General features: G+C 74.2%; 1 protein-coding gene. It reads left to right on the top strand.

Annotated features, from left to right (window positions below):
- Positions 1-3112, top strand: a 3112-nt coding sequence (locus AB0H75_RS50090) for a condensation domain-containing protein (RefSeq protein ID WP_367809168.1), incomplete at both ends; no start/stop codon positions are given.

Genomic DNA, 3112 nt, shown 5'->3' with positions numbered 1-3112 from the left:
GCGGCACTGGCCGGTCATCCGGACGTCGCCCACACCGCGGTCTGCGCCCGCGAGGACGTTCCCGGCGACAAGCGGCTGGTCGGCTACGTGGTGCCCGCCGCGGAGCAGGCTCCGGAGAGCTTCGCGGACCTGCCCGGCCGGCTGCGGCGGCACGTCGCCACATTGCTCCCGGAGTACATGGTCCCGGCCACGGTGGTGGTCCTGGACCGGATGCCGTTGACGGGCAACGGGAAGCTGGACCGCCGGGCCCTGCCGGCCCCCGACTACGCGGCCGTCTCCACCCACCGCGCTCCGGCCACCCGGGCCGAGGAGCTGCTGTGCGCCGCGTTCGCCGAGGTGCTGGGCCTGCCCGAGGCAGGCGTGGACGACAACTTCTTCGAACTCGGCGGGCACTCCCTACTGGCCACCCGCCTGACCGCCCGCATCCGCGCAGTCCTCGGGGTGGACATCGGCATCCGTACCCTGTTCGAGGCCCCCACCGTCGCCGCCCTGGCCGGCGCGCTGAACGCGGCCCAGCCGGCCCGCCCCGCGCTGACCGCCGCCATCCGCCCCTACCCGATGCCGTTGTCCTTCGCCCAGCAGCGGCTGTGGTTCCTCGGCGAGCTGGAAGGGCCGAGCGCGACCTACAACGTCCCGGCCGTGATCGGGCTGTCCGGGGAGCTCGACGAGGGCGCGCTGGCCGCGGCGCTGCGGGACGTCGTCGAGCGGCATGAGGCGCTGCGCACGGTCTTCCCGTCGGCCGAGGGCGAGCCGTACCAGCGGGTGCTGCCGGTCGCCGAGGTCGGCGAGGTGCTGACGGTGGTCCGGGCCGGACGGGTCGCCGCGTCCGGCGTCGCCGCGCTGGTGGCCGGCGCCGTGGACCACCGCTTCGACCTGCGTGCCGAGGCGCCGTTCCGGGCCTGGTTGTACGAGACCGGCCCGGCCGAGTACACGCTGGTGCTGCTGGTGCACCACATCGCCGGCGACGGCTGGTCACTGGTGCCGCTGGCGCGGGACCTGTCGGCGGCGTACGCGGCGCGCCGCGCGGGCCGGGAACCGGAGTGGGCGCCGCTGCCGTTGCAGTACGCGGACTACACGCTCTGGCAACGCGACCTGCTCGGCTCGGCCGAGGACCCGGAGAGCCTGCTGAGCGAGCAGCTCGCCCACTGGACCCAGACGCTGGCCGGGCTGCCGGAGGAGCTGGCGCTGCCGGCCAATCGGCCCCGTCCCGCGGTGGCCACGCATCGGGGGGCGAGTGTCACGCTCGACGTCCCCGCCGCGGTCCACGCCCGGGTCGCCGAGCTGGCCCGGCACGAGGGCGCGACGGCGTTCATGGTGTTGCAGGGCGCGCTGGCCGTGCTGCTCTCCCGCCTCGGCGCGGGGCCGGACATCCCCATCGGCGTCCCGACCGCCGGTCGCGCCGACACCGCGCTCGACGACCTCATCGGGTTCTTCGTCAACACCCTGGTCCTGCGCACCGACCTGTCCGGCGGGCCGTCGTTCCGCGACCTGCTCGCGCGGGTGCGCGCCTCGACGCTCGACGCGCTGGCGCACCAGGACGTGCCCTTCGAGCGCCTGGTCGAGGAGCTGGCCCCGGCCCGTTCCCTGGCCCGCCATCCGCTGTTCCAGGTGATGCTCGCGGTGCAGAACAACGCCGATCCGGTTCTCGACCTGCCCGGCCTGGCCGCGCGCGTCCTGCCCGACGGAGATCCGCCGGCCCGGTTCGACCTGGCCTTCGACCTGTCCGAGCGCTTCGACGAGCACGGCCGGCCGGCCGGGATGACCGGCGACCTCACCTACGCCGTCGATCTGTTCGATCGCGGGAGTGTCGAGCGGATCGCCGAACGCTTCGTCCGGGTCCTGGACTCGGTGAGCGCCGACGCGGACCGGCGGGTGGATCGGGTTCCGGTGCTCTCCGAGGCGGAGCGCGAGCAGGTCCTGCGCACCTGGAACGAGCCGGTCCGCCCGGCCCGGGCCGGGACCCTGCCGGCGCTCTTCGAGACCCAGGCCGCCCGGCTTCCCGAGGCCACCGCGGTCGCCTCCGACGACGGCACCCTGACCTATCGCGAGCTCAATGTCCGGGCCAACCGCCTGGCGCACCACCTGATCGAGCACGGGGTCGGCCCGGAGTCCGTCGTCGCGCTGGCGCTGCCCCGCTCGGCCGACCTCATCGTGGCCCTGCTCGGCGTGGTGAAGGCCGGTGCGGCGTACCTGCCGATCGATGTCGAGTACCCGGTGGACCGGGTGCGGTTCATGGTGGAGGACGCGCGGCCGGCGTACGTCGTGACCCGGCAGGACACCGTGGGCCGGCTGCCGGCCGGTGCCCCCTTGCTGGTCCTCGACGACCCGGTGCTGCGCGCCGAGCTCGCCGCCGACCCGGCCCGGGAGCGTGACCCGGCCGACGCCGACCGCACCGCTCCGCTCGTTCCGGCCCATCCCGCCTACGTCATCTACACCTCCGGCTCGACCGGCACGCCCAAGGGTGTGGCCGTATCACATGGCAGCATCACGAGCTTCCTCGCCGTCCACCGCGAGGAGGTCTTCGGTGCCGCCGAGGCGGCACGGAGCCGACCCCTCCGGGTGGCGCTGACCACCTCCATATCCTTCGACGCCGTCTGGGACCAATTGTCGGCGCTGACCGAGGGCCACGAGCTGCACATCGTCGGTCAGGACACGCTCGCCGACGTCGGGCTGCTGGCCCGCTGGCTGGATGAGCACCACGTCGACTTCCTGGAGCTGACCCCCTCGCACATGGCGTCCGCGGTGGCGGGCGGCCTGTTCGACGGCCGGCCGCTCCCGTCGCTGCTGGGCGTCGGTGGCGAGGCGGTGCCGCAACCACTGTGGGAATGGCTCGGGTCATCCGGCGACGGCACCCACGCCTTCAGCTTCTACGGGCCCACCGAGTGCACGGTTTACCAGGTCTTCGCCGACCCCCGCACCGCGCCGCAGCCGGTGCTGGGCCGTCCGACCTTCACGATGCGGGTGTTCGTTCTCGACGACGTGCTGGAGCCGGTCGCCCCCGGGGTGGTGGGGGAGGCGTACATCGCCGGTCCGGGTCTGGCGCGGGGTTACCTGAACCGTCCGGGGTTGACCGCGGAGCGGTTCGTGGCCTGCCCGTTCGGCGAGCCCGGGG

This window comes from Nonomuraea sp. NPDC050783 (assembly GCF_040802095.1).
Lineage (GTDB): Bacteria > Actinomycetota > Actinomycetes > Streptosporangiales > Streptosporangiaceae > Nonomuraea.
The sequence above is the reverse complement of the archived record's forward strand: the minus strand, read 5'-3'. Positions and strand labels throughout refer to the sequence as shown.